We start from the raw sequence: 14,746 nt of genomic DNA, 5'->3' as shown, positions 1-14,746 counted from the left end.
TGTCTTTTTGCCTTTTTACCACCCCGTTCATCCATTTCATAGTATGATTATGGAATGGACTTATCTTTCATATAGGATGGTTACATAGAAATCCTCAGCAAGGAGGTCTGCCATTTGAATATCAAATTGAATCAAAAAATCATCAAAGACCTGTGTGGGACAGTCTCCTTCAAAAGAGGGGAGGCCTTCCAGCGCACCAATAAAGTGACATTTGAAAGCTACCGTTCCGATGGCTGTGAAGCCATGGTCGATGGAAAAGAAACCTTTCATGTTTCAATTGCAGTGGATGGTGCAGGCGGCTTTAAATCGACATGCACTTGCCCTACACTCGCTTCCTTCCCAAGAGATTGTCAGCATATTGCCGCCGTACTGCTGTCAGTTCATGATCATCAGCAGCATGGGACAGTTCCTGAGGGATTAAATGCTTCAGCCAATAATAGATTGTCCGAGGGGCTGCTGACCCTTTTCAATAATCAGCCTGTACGAAAAAGCGGGCATCAGCTTCACTTCGAAAATCGACAGTTGCTTGATGCCGAATTTACGCTGAAGCCGATACGGATGGGCAAGAGGCAATATATGCTCGGAATGGAGCTGAAGCTCGATAAGGTTCATGTAGCCGATATCCGGAATTTCCTGAAGCGCGTCCAAAAAGGAAAGGCGGTCCTTGTGTCGCAATCCTTTCTGTATGACCCAGAGCTCCATTGTTTTCAGCGTGAAACGGATGCAGTGCTTCAGCAGCTCATTGCCGTGCTAGCGGATGAAAAAGTTTATGTGGACGCCCTTATGGACAAATCCGAATACAATATGGATGATCATTTGTTACTTCTGCCGCCATCCTCCTTTGCGAGGCTTATCCCGATCCTGGTCATTGCGCCATTGGTGAAGCTCGCTCATGGCGGCAATACGTTTCATGGTCTGCTGATATCCGGTGAACGGCTTCCTTTGCGGTTCGACTTTAACCGAGGCGAGGTTGAAGGATATCGACTGGATATTAGCGGGCTGAATGAGACGATCGTCATGAATGCCTACAAAACGGTCCTTTTTGCGGGCAGCCTTTTTCAGCTTGAAAGCGAGGATTGTCAACGTCTTTTGGAATTGAAGCAAATGCTTGAAGATTCAGGCATGAATCGAATTCCCATCCATCATGAGCAACTGGACTTATTCCTCGATAAGGTGGTGCCAGGCTTGAAAAGGCTCGGAGAAGTCCATATAGCAAGGTCCATCAGTGAACGATTTTTGGTGACTCCGCTTGTCGCAAAGCTATTTTTGGATCGAGTGAATAACAGGCTGCTTGCCGGAATGGAATTCCATTATGAACATAACGTGATCAATCCTCTAGAAACTCAGGAAACAGGAACAGCTTCAATGCTCATTAGAGATGTGGAAAAGGAGAAGGAGATCTTAAAGCTTATGGGGGATGGCCAATTCGCCAAAACGGACGGTGGCTATTTCTTGCATAATGAAGAGTTGGAGTACGAGTTCTTATACCATATCGTTCCGAAGCTGCAAAAGTTGGTCCAAATCTATGCAACGACAGCCATAAGAAACCGAATATCGCGGGGGAATGCGGCACCGCGAATAAAGGTGAAAATCAAGAAGGAACGGACGGATTGGCTGGAATTCAAATTTGAAATGGACGCGATCCCCGATAAACAAATACGTGAGGTGTTGGCAGCGCTTGAAGAAAAGCGGAAGTATTACCGTTTAAGGAATGGGTCGCTGGTTTCCCTCGAAACAAGGGAGTTCGAGGAGATCCAACGGTTTCTTAAGGCACTTCCCGTCCAGGATCAAGATCTGGAAAGCAGTCTGAACATGCCGATTGTAAAAGGGCTTCAGCTGCTGGATTCCGTGAATGACAGCACCACATTCACGCTGGAGGAATCATTCCGCAACTTCCTGAAAAACATCAAGAATCCGACTGAATTGGAGTTCGCAGTGCCAAAGAGCTTGGAGCCGATATTGCGTGATTATCAAAAAACCGGCTATAAATGGATGAAAATACTTGCCGAATACGGATTTGGAGGAATTCTTGCAGATGATATGGGACTGGGAAAAACCTTGCAAAGTATCGCCTTCATCGTTTCGGAGTTACCCGAAATCCGTAAGAAAAAGCTCCCGGCCCTCATTGTCTGCCCCTCATCCTTAACCTATAATTGGCAGGCGGAATTCGCAAAATTCGCTCCGGATATAAAAGCTGTCATCGTAGACGGCCACAAGCAGGAGCGGACAAGTCTCTTGCAGGCAGCGATGGACATGGATGTCGTGATCACCTCGTATCCGCTGCTGCGGAAGGATATCTTATGGTTTGAAAAACGCGACTTCCATACGGTGTTCTTTGATGAAGCACAGGCGTTCAAAAATCCCGGGACACAGACGGCACGATCGGCCAAGAAAATAAAGGCGTTACATCGCTTCGCCTTGACGGGCACACCAATCGAGAATTCAATGGAAGAGCTCTGGTCACTATTCCATGTCGTATTTCCCGAGCTATTCATGGGGTTAAAGGAGTATAGCAACCTCTCAAGGAAGAAGATTTCCCGGAGGATCCAGCCATTTATGCTGCGGAGGATGAAAGAGGACGTACTTGGGGAGCTTCCGGAAAAAATCGAATCGCTCGAGTCAATGGAGCTGCTTCCCGATCAAAAGAAACTATACGGTGCATATTTGGCGAAGCTGAAACATGATACGCTCAAGCATCTCGACAAGGATACCTTCCGCAAAAACCGGATCAGGATTCTCGCTGGCTTGACCAGGCTGAGACAGATTTGCTGTCACCCCGCCTTGTTTGTGGACGGGTATGAAGGCAGCTCAGCGAAGTATGAACAGCTGATGCAAATCATTGAGGAATCGAAGCTTTCCGGAAGACGGGTGCTGATTTTCTCGCAATTTACCAAGATGCTTCACATGATCGGCAGGGATTTAGCTAAGCAGGGACAAGACTATTTTTATTTGGATGGGCAAACACCATCAAAGGAACGTGTAGATGTCTGCCAACGATTTAACTCGGGAGAACGGGATCTATTCCTCATCTCTTTGAAAGCAGGGGGTACAGGGCTCAATTTGACCGGTGCCGATACGGTCATTCTTTATGACCTTTGGTGGAATCCGGCCGTTGAGGAACAGGCTGCCGACAGGGCCCACCGAATGGGACAGGAAAACGTGGTCCAGGTCATCAAACTCGTTGCCCGGGGCACCATCGAAGAAAAAATGAATGAGCTACAAGAGAAGAAGAGACATATGATCGAGGAAATCATCGACCCTGGGGAGATGTCATCCTCCGCACTTACAGAAGAGGATATTAAGGAAATCTTGATGATATAGGAAGGGTGGCGAGCTGTTTCAGCCTTCCATACGCTTTTTGGAAGGCCGCCTGCATGTGGTGGCCTTTTTTGCCTGGTTGAACAATGGAGGGCAATGAGCCATCACATACTAGCGGCTCACTGTTAAGTATAATAATTTACACTTCTCCTTTTTCCAGTTTTTTGTTTAAAAGTGCATAATCGCTTTTATTGATGGTTATCGCCACTCGATCCAATCTATCTCCTTTTGGTACAAATATAATTGTTGATTGAATTTTATACCTAAAGGTACAATTGTCCGCTGAATAAGATCTAAAATTTTGAAACATTCCAAATCGACTCCTTCTTTTAAATGATTTTTAACATGAATGACTACAAAATCATCAATATTTTCAAATCTAGGTTTTCGTGTTGAAATATGTTCAGCTTTACATAGTCTTTTTAATAAGTCCTGATAATAGTCATGATTTTGTGACATTTGAACCACCTCGTTTTTAACTTTATGTTATGCTCCTGTAAGGTAGGACCGGTAGTTAACACTTCATCTAAACCGAATTGATATTCAAACAGAAAGTAAAAATCGATTCCTAAGAATCAATTTTTTACTTTCATCCATAATAAGATGGACATTTCCATTCAAGAAGGCAAAAATAAAACTGCTGCGGAAAAAGGAGAAAATATGATAGTGAATATCTAGGAAACGAGTTTCAAGCCGACAGCTGCACAGAGAACCATCGCAATAAACACGATCCTCCGCCAATCCTTCGATTCCCCATAAAGGAGCATCCCGATTATCGCTCCGCCTGATGCACCGATTCCTGTCCATATCGCATAGGCCGTTCCCATCGGCAATGTTTGCATCGCATAAGCAAGGAATAGGAAGCTTGCACCGAATCCGATGAATAACAGCGTCAAGGATTGCCAATTACGGTCTTTATGCAGCTTATTGATCATCGCAACACCAAACATCTCACATAAACCCGCTAAAATTAAAGAAACCCAAGCCATCATGATTCATCTCCTTTTGCAACGGTATCATCGGTCACTACCTTGAGGCCGATTACCCCTAATAATAATAGAACGATCAATAGCGTTTTGCTTATCCTGAATGATTCCCCAAAGAAGATGATTTCGGATAAAACGGTTCCGGCGGTCCCCATCCCTACAAATACGGCATAAACCGTTCCGACGGGAAGCTTCCGTCCAGCCATGATCATCAAATAAAAACTGATGATGATGGAAATGACGGTTCCGGTCCAAGTCCAAAAACCATCTGCATGTTTTAAGCCAATCACCCAAAAAACCTCAAAAAAAGCTGCAATGAATACTTTAATCCAGTTGATATTCATGACACCAACACCTCCAATATGATTATTCTTTACCAAAAAACAAAAAAAGCCAAAGAGATGACTGTTAAACAGTATCTCCCAGGCTTTTATCCTTCCGTGACACAGCAAGCTGTGAGTTTTCTCTCGGACCAGGCCAGCCATTACATGAGCTGCGGAACCCTAGAAAACATTTGACGTATGCAGTTACCTTACATTATACATACTTTTAAAACTTACTCAAGGGAAAAATACTGGTAGCGCTTCATTCTAACCAATTAGGCACTGACTGTCCGTTTTCGCGATGAACCTTCATTTTTATGTGATACATAGCTATGCAGGATCATTCCGATGATAACGATGAAGATGCCGAACCAAGATAAAAGGGAAGGAAACGGTAAAGAAAGGAATAGTAACTCACCAGCTAGGGCAAAAAGCACTTCCATCGATTGAGTGGCTTCAACGGAAGCTAATTTCTGCATATTTCCGCGTACCATATCGGTCGCCTTGAAAAAAAGGACGGTAGCAATAACTCCGGAAAACAAAGCTACCAAAAGGGATTGGAAGCTCTGCATCTTCGTAGGGGCGCCTACTGTCATGAAACCGTAAATCGAAAGCAGGAACCAAAATGGCATACTTGCCAAAGTCATGCCCAATACTCGTTGATAGGCATCCAGCCGTCCTTCTGAAACCTCCATCATCTTACGATTCCCCAAAGGGTATGCAAAGGAGGCGATGATGATGGGAATCACACCTAACCAGAGGTTAGCCATGGAAATATGCTTCGTGTGCTCCAGCTGCATCAGGATGATACCGAGCAGGATGATCATCGACATGAGGAGACCTCTTACGGAAATCTTCCCTCTTTGCCTTTCGAGGCCTTCTTTCGTTTGAACATTTTCAAAAAAGAGCGGAGCAAGTAAAGCACCGGAAATGATCGTGATTTGCCAAGTGCCGGCGATCAGCCAACCTGGTGAGTAGGCGGATGCAAAGCATAAGGGAGCATAAAATAATCCAAAGCCTACAAAACTCCAAAGCAGCCAAGGCCCCGGCCGTTCTCTCATCACACGTAAAAGGGGAAGCAGGTTTTTCCTGCTTAAAACGATACACAATAGAAAAGGCACCATGAAAATATACCGCAGCGAAGCACTCCAAATCCAACTTCCGCCAGACAATTCCATCGCCTGATTCAATACGAACGTAAAGGCAAAAAAGAAAGCTGAACAAATCCCTAATATAATTGGACGCAATTGACTCACCTCAATCTGTTTTTGAGCCAATAATTAGCCAAGACTCAGAAAGTATGGCAATCGTTTCGGCTGTCGTTATCGTGATGTTGATTCGAGCATATTCGCATTGGACGGATTAATAGCACGAATATGAAATTTTCTGAATATAAAACCTGTCAATATAAATTGTCCTTCAAAAATGGTGGGAAATCAACAGGATTCTATTAAATTTGTATGATGGTGTTCATCGTTCGAAAATAAATGATTACCAATAAATACTAAAATAAAGAAGTGTAAATGCTGGTATGAAGGGATTTAGGAATGAAAGAGGGTAAGATAAACGAAAAAAAATAAAGAGGCAGATAATATATGAAGATACGAGAATTGACGGATATGGTAGGGAGTGGTATCTTAATAGAAGTGCAAATAATGTCGAATGCTGACGAAATATATAGATGCAACATTCGCAAGAAAATGAGTGGGGTAAATAATAATGAAATCTACAGGTATTGTACGTAAAGTTGACGAATTAGGACGGGTAGTCATTCCGATTGAGCTACGCCGTACATTAGGAATTAAAGAGAAAGACGCTTTGGAGATCTATGTTGAACAAGATCGTATCATCCTTCAAAAATATAAACCAAACATGACTTGTCAGGTAACAGGCGAAACATCCGATGACAATATGAAACTAGCTGACGGTAAATTAATCCTTAGCGCTGAAGGTGCTGAACTTCTAATCAAGGAAATTCAAGCCAGCCTGGAATTCGCTAAATAATGATAAAAGGCATCCAAGTGTAGGGAGTATCATTTCCCTACACTTTTTTTATTAGATGATGGAGAAATGATAAAAATAATTCGTTTCACGAGCAAAGCCTATTTTTTCGTAAAGGCTTTGCGCCTTAACATTATCCTTACCCGTCTCAAGTGTAATCCCTTTGGCGCCTGATTCCCGTGCGAAAGTGATCGCCTTCTTCAATAACTCCTCTCCATACCCTTTTTGGCGAGCTGACTTCTTCACGAATAAATCATTCAATATCCATGAATGCCTCATGCTTACGGATGAAAAGGAAGGATACAGTTGAACAAACCCGACAGCATCCTCCTCTTCGAAGGCAATGAACACGACAGACTCTCCATTCACCAGCCTTTCACGCAAAAAAATCCTAGCAGAATCAAGATCAGGCAACTGCTCATAAAACACTCTGTATGAATCAAAAAGACCCGTCAAAGATTCAAGCTGATCCAATGTGGCTCTCTGAATATGCATGATTGAAACCTCCGATTTATTAGAATAATACCAATTTACCATTTTTTCACACATAACGAAACATGCTCCATACTCATTTTGTCAGGTAATTTGATTATTCGGAAGTTTCGTATTGAGTTGGGGAGCTGCACTCGCGAGAATGGATAGTTTACCCGCGAATACCGCCACTTTACTCGCCAAATAAGCAGTTTTACTCGCGAATACCGTCACTTTACTCGCCAATAAGCAGTTTCACTCGCGAATACCGCCACTTTACTCGCCATAAGCAGTTCACCATAGTCAAGCCCTTATTATTGTGTAAATTCACTAACACAATGTTTTCAACCATTTAATTTGATGTTCCAATTTTAGGCTTTTACAGTCAAGCCCTTATTATTGTGTAAATTCACTAACACAATGTTTTCAACCATATAATTTAATGTTTCCTCAGATTAAAAAGCTATTTTAGAGGTACGCAAAACTCTATCCTGACACATTTTTTTTGCGAAACTTTCATGATCATCTTCTCTCACATTCGGGCAGGGCTGTCAAAGGCTTTTCACTTTGACGGTCCTGTTCGAATGTGAAATTATTCATGATGAAAGTTTCACAAAATAGGTACTTGGACTATCCTTTTTTCTTAGCGTAAACCGTGTCTTGATACTGCATTAATACGGCACCTATTAATCGGAAGGCTGATTGGGTATTAGGAAAGATTCGGATGACTCTTTCTCTTCTACGAACTTCTTGGTTTAAACGTTCCAGCGAGTTGGTACTGCGGATGTGCTGCCTGATTTTTTCTGGATGATTCATGTATTGAACGGTGTCTTCGAACCCTTCATCTAAAATTTGAAGGGCTTTTTCATATTTTAATTCCTCCCCGAATTTATCGATTAACTCCGCTTTGAATAGACGACAATCCTCAATCGTGACAGCCTCAAATACCCGTTTAATCATTAAACGAATGTCGGATGATCCCTTTTTGGGCAGTTTCTCTAAAATGTTCCGCTTAAAATGGACATTGCATCTTTGCCAGGAGGTTCCAATGAAATCGCGTTGGATCGCTTTTTGTAATCCTTGATGGGCATCAGAAATCACCAGCTTAGGGGATTGAAGGCCACGAGATTTTAGTTGTTTAAAGAACTGGGACCAGCATTCAAAACTTTCAACATGATCGATATGTACCCCTATAATCTCCCGCTTATTTTGTTTGGTAAGAGCTGTGGCGATATATACGGCTTTTGAAACAACCTGTTGGTGCTCACGCACCTTGATATACATGGCATCCACGAAAATAAAGGGATAGTATGTGATATTTAGGGGCCTAGTTGCCCAGCCATTAACAATGGGATCCAGCTTTTGGGTAAGCGAGGAAACAAAAGACTTTGAAACACTTTCTCCGCAAAGCTGTTCGACAACATGGGTGACTTTCCGAGTAGAGACCCCATTGATCACCATCTCCAACATGGAAAGGATAAGCGCCTGATCACACCGGGCATATTTTTCAAAAACAGAAGGGGAAAAGTCACCAGTACGCGTCCTGGGTACCTTCAATTTAATCTTCCCAATACTCATCGTAAAGTCACGTTCATAATAGCCATTCCGATAATCCTGACGTTCGGAGGAGCGCTCATAAGATGAAACTTGTAGATAGGCGTCTCTCTCCTTCTCCATAAACTCATTTAAAATTAATACAACCGCTGATTTAATCACGTCATCCATTGTAGAACTCATAATGGATACTTTTAAAAGATCGAGATCAAGGTTAAACTGTAACTGAGTCATTTTATTCCTCTTTTCAATGTGATTTCTGTGGTAGAAAACATTGTTTCCAAGAGTGAACGAAATGACTCTCTTTTTTTACACAATTATACGGACTTAATCTTCACCATGGAGTGTGGGCTTCTTAATCATGAATGTGGCATTGCGCGCCATCATTTTAAAGGTTTAGCTTCTAATCCTCCTGTGTTCAGAATGTTCACTTTTACGTTAATAGTATTGATTGAGTCTGCATCCAGGTAATCCTTCGGTTCTTTAATATCATTTTTCTGCCAGTATTTCGTTTCTTGGATATAGAGGATTTTGCCTAGGCTAAGCGGGTCCGCGTTCTTTTTGAGTCCGGCCTCAAAGGTTGATTGGATTTCTTTTTTTATTTGGTTTTCGAATGTTCGTATTATTTTATTCATATTCATTTGTGTATCGAGTCCGAGGATCTTGCCGGGCACAACCACATCAATATCGAATTTGTACTTTCCGTTTTTGAAAACGGGTTTTACTTTGTGATGCGGATGGGAGAAGGAGGCGTAGATATCTTCCTTTTTAAGGCTAATATTTACGGGTGCCTTGTTGGTCTTTTTAGTGAGCCAGCGTACGCCGCTCAATTCCTGTTCGGAAAACCAAGGCTGTGACACTTTGTAGTAAATGACATAGGCTCCATCCATATACAGGCTTTTTCGTTTTTTATCTTTTTCTTTCCACACTTTACTGTTCCAGCTAATGGAAGGGAGAATGGTGGTCGATGCTTTTTCACGTTGCATGGAATAATATCTTTGGACTGTGATGGGCTTAATGAATGAGCGGTGCCGATAGACATCATCCGGTAAATATAAAGTTGTGTATAAAGGTGACAAATTAAAATAGCCATTGATGGAAAAAAGCTCATCCATGGAACTTTTCGTGGCAAAGATGTTGGCTGAGTATCTAAGCAATTGGTTCCTATAAATATAATCGACTATTTCGGTGCTTTGTTGGTTCAGGACATTTTCACTGATTACGAATGTGGAAATATGCCCAATATAAAGGGCCTGCTGTGTATTGTGCATCAGTTGATTAATGGCAGCCGAGATGGAACGCCCTCTTTCCCTTCCTACATATACAGGGGGATTTTGCGTCGGCTTCGTTTCCGTTTTTGCTACGGCAGCGAAGTCAACAAGCTGAGCATAAACGATATATTCCCCGTCTTTGAAATCAATGCCTACCGCGGTTACATAATGAAAATCCTGGATCGTTTTTTCATCCCAGCAACCGGAAAGCAGCAGCAATAAAGGAACGATCAACAAAATCTTAGTGATGCGGAACATGGTCCTACTGCCCCTTTCTTGTCTTATCTCTAGCACCCAGCGTCCGTTTCGCCATGGAATTCCATGGCCTCTTTATGATGGAATCCAGAATTTTTGTGAATCTTGGCGGGTTTAGTCCGCCCATATAGGCAACACCGAATGAATCGAGTCTTGATAATAAAGTGACGATGGACAGGAAGCCGATGATACAGCCATAAATACCATAAATGCAGCTGAGTGCCAGGACGAACATGCGCAAGATGGTGACGGCTCCGGTCAATGACTGATTGACAAGGGTATAAGATGCGACGGATGTAACAGCAGTAACCACGAGCATCGTTTGGGAGGTCAGTCCTGCCCTGATTGCGGCATCACCGACAATGAGCCCGCCGACCACGGCAACGGTCTGTCCTACGGCTTTAGGCAATCTGACTCCGGATTCACGGAATAATTCAAACAAAATGAGCATGAGAATGAATTCCATCGTCGCAGATAGCGGTAGCCCGAATCTTGAAAGGGTTATGGTGGCAAGTAAAGGAAATGGTACCTGTTCAATATTGAAAGCGGATATCGATATCCAAAATCCAGGCAGTAAAATGGTAATGCCCAGTCCCAAAAACCGAAGAAGCCGCTCAAGGCTAACATAAAGATAAGGAAGATTCGAATCTTCAGCTGTTTTAATTTGCAATAATAATGTCGAGGGAGCCACAATGACCGTTGGCATCCCGTCAACGATCAGGATGAATCTTCCCTGGTTCAGTGCTTCGACCACGAAATCGGGACGGCTCGTATAATGGGTGAGTGGAAATATGCTATATTTACTATTTGAAATCATCTCTTCCAATTGCTGGCTGCTGACCAATATATCAATATCTATCGAGTTCAGTCTGGCTCTAATATTGGTGACCAGATCTTGGTTGATGATGTCATCCATGTACAATAGCGCGACTTTCGTTTGACTGCGCCTGCCCACGATAAAGTCCTCGTATGCGAGTGATTTTGTCTTTAAACGTTTTCTGACCAAAGCTGTATTGATGCTTAAATCCTCGACAAACCCATCCCTTGGACCTCGTACCGAGACCTCGAAGGAGGATTCCTCAGGCTGCCTATTCGGGACATTGGACAAATTCATCGAATACACCTTTTGGGTGGAAGGGATGAATAATAAGGCATAACCAGAGAAAATCAACTGTTGTACACTAATGAATTCATCATCAATGGTCACTTTCGTCAAATCTACCAAGGGGTTTAGCTTGTTTATGGTTTCCTTTGCATCAATTTTCTCATCCAATTCCATCATTTTGTTCAGCTTTTCCAATATCCCTTCATTCAATAAACTGATATCGACCATGCCCGAGCAATAAAAGATAAGGGCAGGCATGGGATCTTCGGTTTCTCCAATATATATCGTGTCAAAGATGATGTCCGAGCTTTTCCTGAACAACTGCCGAAATGTTTCCTCCTTCAATTCAGGCAATTCAGGCTCATTTTTGGATCGTTTCATTCTCATGCTTTTTCGCCTCCTTCGTATGGATGAATGTGCCGAAAAACAAAAAGGCGGACAAAAATAAAAGGAAATAAAAAGTGCCAGGGTAATAATAGGTTTTACTGAAATGAAGGAACTTGAAATTACTGAAAGGCACAATGGAGATGATCACCATCAGAAAACCATTGGCTAAAAGAATGCCGAGCTTCATTTTGTTCGATTTTCTTTTGAAAATTTCCGTTATAAGGAACAACGCCAAGGAAACACGAATATAAGCACCGGCAAGCCATTGATAAATCGAAAAGAAATCCGTATGCTCGATGTATTTCCCGATAGTCAGCAAGCGCCATTGCTCATACGCAGGGTATCTCATCGTTTCTGCTAAGGTCGGTCCAAATTCGGCGATAGCTGCAGTCAGCGGTCCAATAAGCAGGAACAACAAGCCTAAACATAAGATGACTAAGCCTTTGCGACTGAGAGTATCCGTAAGTTTTTCCTGGAAAAAGGCAAACAAAATCAGTTCAGCAAAGCCGTATGATGAAAACTGAAAGGCTTTGATGCCATGAAAATAGCCATTTTCAAATAGGGGAAGAAGATGGCTATAATCTTTGGTCGGGATATTTCCGGTCGCAACAAAAAAGCCAAGAATGACGACAATTGGCAATAACACGGATGAACTGATGGCAATGGAGCGCAAGCCCGAGTGGGCCAGGAATATGCAAAGCAGGGCAAACGGAATGATGATGGCCAAACTTGGGGTTTCAAAAAGAAAGCTTGTGGTGATCCAATCCATCGTTTCCTTGGTGGTGGCCAAAACCATGCTCATCAAATAAATCATGATGAAGAATAAAACGATATGTTTAATCGGTTTGCCGAATTTATTTTCAAGCCAATTTGCCAGAGATTCATTGTTCATGTTCTTGATTATCCTTGATAAAAGGTAAACCCAAAGCGGAATCAGCCCGAAAGTAAGGAGGGAAAAAAACCAAGCATCCCTTCCGCCGCTAGAAAGGAGGAAGGGGATCAAGATGACATGATTAAGAAGGCCAATGGATAAAAAGCAAATACTAAGGACTTGCATCGAACTAATTTTCTTCAATTTGATCTAATCTCCCTTTCCATGGTTTAAATAATCGGGATTGATGAACGTACCGTATATTTGTTTATAGTTGCTAAAAGTGGAAATAGTATACGTCTTAAATTAATAATCCTGCTTGAGAAGCAAGGAAACATTGACGTCGATAATGAATGGTGATGATAGGGGGACATAAAGGATTTATCTTAAGCTATAAAGAATGTATATAGGTGAAAAAAAATGAGGAACATCAAGGGGGAGAGGTAGATGGATTTGAAATACCCGGTTGGGCAATTCCATTTTGATGGGGAAATCGCAAGTATGGCCGACGACTGGATCAAGGAGATCGGGACTTTGCCTAGCTTGCTTAAGGAGGCGGTAGCCAGCATGGATGATGAGCAGCTTGATACGGCTTATCGTCCGGGAGGGTGGACGGTGCGTCAGGTCGTTCACCATGTGGCCGATAGTCATATGAATGCGTATATTCGTTTTAAGCTTGCTCTTACAGAAGAAAATCCAGTCATTAAACCTTATGAACAGGGACGCTGGGCAGAGCTGCCTGACTATGGAATGCCAGTGGACATATCACTAACACTAATAGAGGCGGTCCATGGGCGATTGCACACACTTTTATCGGGCCTTTCCGCTGACGATCTGAACCGGACCTTTCTTCATCCTGATTCAGGCGAGGTGAAGGTCGGAGAGAATATCGGCATGTATGCGTGGCATGGCCGCCACCATCTCGCTCATATTACTTCTTTATCAAAGCGCCGGGGATGGTAATATGATGATCTCATTCTGCTCAAAAATCTTTAAGAGCTTACTCATTGTTGGGGTGGTGCCTTAAAGCCTGGTGTCATTCCGTTTGTTGCAAAATTACAGGGTGAGAGTCGGAGCGTACAGTTGCATTCATGTTCAAAGCAAAAGGACAGTGAGCGTGCCAAAATCGTTACAGACGAAGGTGCTTGCATGTTCAATCACGCTAGAGCGAATCCTTTCAAACCCTGTAGTTTTTTTGGATACATTCCGGCAGGAAAAATTCCTGATGGTGTGATATCGGGAACTCGAATTCATTTGACCATTTATTATAAATAAATGGATGGGGGAGATTTAAGTGCAGGCTGCAATCGAAAAAGAAGGGATCGGGATTATAGCTAGATTCGAGCGCCGATTCAATCATTCAGTGGAAAAGGTATGGGGTGCTTTAACGGAGAATGATAAGCTGGAGAAGTGGATGTCCAATCTGGAAATGAAGGACCTTAGAAAAGGCGGAAACATACAATTCAATTTCAATGACGAATCTGGTAAATCATTTGATATGAAGATAAGGGACTTCCGTGAACGTGCCGTTTTAGGGTATGAATGGGGGGATGGCTGGGTTCGTTTCGAGTTATATCCTGACAAGGATGGCTGCTCGCTCGTATTGACTGAATCCATACCTGAGCTCAATCAGCATACATCAAAAGATTTGGCAGGCTGGCATGTGTGCCTCGACATGTTAAGGGCGGTATTGGCTGGTCGTGCCATGGACTTTCCGATGGATGTATGGGAAAGGTGGCATGAGGAATATATCCGTGCCGTCAAACGGATGGGCTGACGGAAGGATGGAAAAATGGAGGAGCGGTAGAAATTAAGAAGGAATGTACACTAAACACAGGCAGCCCGCCTGTGTTTTTGCATTGGGAACGAAGCGGAAAGGTAATCGTGGGTTTAATCCGTTTATACGTAATTGGAGCAGTGCTGATTCATGAATTGGAATGATGAAGTTATTGGCAATCATGTAATATATGGAAAAATGATCATCTCGATGAATCCTTGGAATAAAAAGGTGATAGAGGAAGAAATGCGTGATATCCGCTTGTTTTAACACTATTCACACTGTTTGAATAGTGTTTTTTAATGCATTCAAAACTTTGGACCCATCAAAATCGTTAAAATTGGTAATTGACAATAATATAATAGGTATATAGTATGTTTATGTGGAAAAATAAAGTAAGTGATGGAGATTAAGGAATAATCCATTT

At 42.6% G+C, this 14,746-nt stretch carries 14 protein-coding genes and 1 riboswitch; of the genes, 4 read left to right on the top strand and 10 right to left on the bottom strand.

The annotated features are described in order from the left end of the window. The first annotated feature begins 114 nt into the window (after positions 1-114). A complete protein-coding gene (locus tag ABE28_RS17930) occupies positions 115-3,321 on the top strand; it encodes a DEAD/DEAH box helicase (protein ID WP_064465739.1) in 3,207 nt (1,068 codons plus the stop codon). A 195-nt stretch (positions 3,322-3,516) separates the two neighbouring features. On the opposite strand, the gene ABE28_RS17925 is transcribed toward ABE28_RS17930, so the two are convergent. From ABE28_RS17925 to ABE28_RS17910, 4 genes are all read right to left on the bottom strand, one after another. Next, positions 3,517-3,777 carry a hypothetical protein gene (locus ABE28_RS17925; protein ID WP_064465740.1) on the bottom strand — a complete coding sequence of 87 codons (261 nt, stop codon included), beginning with the start codon at positions 3,775-3,777 and terminating at the stop codon, positions 3,517-3,519. Positions 3,778-3,992: 215 nt separating this feature from the next. After that, positions 3,993-4,307 carry a DMT family transporter gene (locus ABE28_RS17920; protein WP_064465766.1) on the bottom strand — a complete coding sequence of 105 codons (315 nt, stop codon included), beginning with the start codon at positions 4,305-4,307 and terminating at the stop codon, positions 3,993-3,995. Next, positions 4,307-4,648: a DMT family transporter gene (locus tag ABE28_RS17915; protein ID WP_064465741.1), complete on the bottom strand. Its 342-nt coding sequence runs from the start codon at positions 4,646-4,648 to the stop codon at positions 4,307-4,309. Before ABE28_RS17915 ends, ABE28_RS17920 begins: the two co-directional genes overlap by 1 nt. Positions 4,649-4,721: 73 nt before the next feature. Next, a riboswitch (guanidine-I (ykkC/yxkD leader) is annotated at positions 4,722-4,822 on the bottom strand. 80 nt (positions 4,823-4,902) lie between these two features. Next, on the bottom strand, positions 4,903-5,874 hold the full coding sequence (locus ABE28_RS17910) for a DMT family transporter (RefSeq protein ID WP_064465742.1): 972 nt from the start codon (positions 5,872-5,874) through the stop codon (positions 4,903-4,905). Between the two features lie 472 nt (positions 5,875-6,346). Here ABE28_RS17910 and ABE28_RS17905 point away from each other — a divergent pair, with 472 nt between their 5' ends. Then, a complete protein-coding gene (locus tag ABE28_RS17905; RefSeq protein WP_064465743.1) occupies positions 6,347-6,631 on the top strand; it encodes a transition state genes transcriptional regulator AbrB in 285 nt (94 codons plus the stop codon). A gap of 51 nt (positions 6,632-6,682) precedes the next feature. Here ABE28_RS17905 and ABE28_RS17900 read toward each other — a convergent pair whose 3' ends face one another. The 6 genes from ABE28_RS17900 to ABE28_RS17880 form a co-directional block, all read right to left on the bottom strand. Next, a complete protein-coding gene (locus ABE28_RS17900; RefSeq protein ID WP_064465744.1) occupies positions 6,683-7,123 on the bottom strand; it encodes a GNAT family N-acetyltransferase in 441 nt (146 codons plus the stop codon). Positions 7,124-7,204: 81 nt separating this feature from the next. Continuing rightward, entirely contained in the window at positions 7,205-7,345 is a 141-nt protein-coding gene (locus tag ABE28_RS25180) for a hypothetical protein (RefSeq protein WP_156775818.1), read from the bottom strand. 384 nt (positions 7,346-7,729) lie between these two features. Continuing rightward, positions 7,730-8,887, bottom strand: coding sequence for an IS256 family transposase (locus ABE28_RS17895; RefSeq protein WP_064466133.1), 1,158 nt, complete (start codon positions 8,885-8,887; stop codon positions 7,730-7,732). A 149-nt stretch (positions 8,888-9,036) separates the two neighbouring features. Next, positions 9,037-10,182, bottom strand: coding sequence for a Ger(x)C family spore germination protein (locus tag ABE28_RS17890; protein ID WP_064466132.1), 1,146 nt, complete (start codon positions 10,180-10,182; stop codon positions 9,037-9,039). 4 nt (positions 10,183-10,186) lie between these two features. Continuing rightward, complete coding sequence (locus ABE28_RS17885; RefSeq protein WP_083232131.1) at positions 10,187-11,671, bottom strand: spore germination protein; 1,485 nt, start codon at positions 11,669-11,671, stop codon at positions 10,187-10,189. Next, on the bottom strand, positions 11,646-12,746 hold the full coding sequence (locus tag ABE28_RS17880; RefSeq protein ID WP_064466131.1) for a GerAB/ArcD/ProY family transporter: 1,101 nt from the start codon (positions 12,744-12,746) through the stop codon (positions 11,646-11,648). Before ABE28_RS17880 ends, ABE28_RS17885 begins: the two co-directional genes overlap by 26 nt. Before the next feature lie 243 nt (positions 12,747-12,989). Between ABE28_RS17880 and ABE28_RS17875 the strand changes: the two genes are divergently transcribed. Both ABE28_RS17875 and ABE28_RS17870 read left to right on the top strand, forming a co-directional pair. Beyond that, positions 12,990-13,505, top strand: coding sequence for a YfiT family bacillithiol transferase (locus tag ABE28_RS17875; protein ID WP_064466130.1), 516 nt, complete (start codon positions 12,990-12,992; stop codon positions 13,503-13,505). Positions 13,506-13,836: 331 nt separating this feature from the next. Next, positions 13,837-14,319 (top strand): SRPBCC family protein, encoded by a 483-nt coding sequence (locus ABE28_RS17870; RefSeq protein ID WP_064466129.1) that lies wholly within the window; start codon positions 13,837-13,839, stop codon positions 14,317-14,319. Positions 14,320-14,746: the final 427 nt, after the last annotated feature.

The sequence above is a fragment of the Peribacillus muralis genome, assembly GCF_001645685.2.
Taxonomy (GTDB): Bacteria; Bacillota; Bacilli; order Bacillales; family DSM-1321; genus Peribacillus; species Peribacillus muralis_A.
The sequence above is the reverse complement of the archived record's forward strand: the minus strand, read 5'-3'. Positions and strand labels throughout refer to the sequence as shown.